The organism is Aeromonas sp. EERV15, assembly GCF_900079845.1.
Lineage (GTDB): Bacteria > Pseudomonadota > Gammaproteobacteria > Enterobacterales > Aeromonadaceae > Aeromonas > Aeromonas sobria.
The window spans coordinates 1-454 of record NZ_FKKY02000136.1 but is presented as its reverse complement, the minus strand read 5'-3'; the positions used below and the strand labels follow the sequence as shown (position 1 = coordinate 454).

The 454-nt window shown below is 64.1% G+C and carries 1 pseudogene; it reads left to right on the top strand.

Annotation, left to right across the window (positions count from 1 at the left end):
• A pseudogene (locus tag BN4575_RS20760) lies at positions 1-454 on the top strand (excinuclease ABC subunit UvrA); the annotation flags it as partial.

Sequence of the window (454 nt, the reverse complement as noted above, 5' to 3'; positions counted from 1 at the left end):
ACCGACGCGAACGCGATGCTCCGCGTGCTGTGGAGCCGCCTCGGCAAGCCGCAGATCGGCGGGCCCGCGGCCTTCGCCTTCAACGTCCCCTCGGTCCGCGCGGAAGGATCGATCACGGTCGAGAAGGGAGGGAAGAAGGCCGAGAAGGTCGTCTTCTCCCGCACCGGCGGCATGTGCCCGCGATGCGAGGGCATGGGGTCGGTCAGCGACATCGACCTCACGCAGCTCTACGACGAGAAGAAGTCGATCAACGAGGGGGCGATCACGGTCCCTGGCTACAGCATGGATGGCTGGTACGGCCGCATCTTCAACGGCTGCGGCTTCTTCGACGCGGACAAGCCGATCCGCAAGTTCACGAAGAAGGAGCTCCACGACCTGCTCCACAAGGAGCCGACCAAGATCAAGATCGACGGCATCAACCTGACCTACGAGGGGCTGATCCCGAAGATCCAGA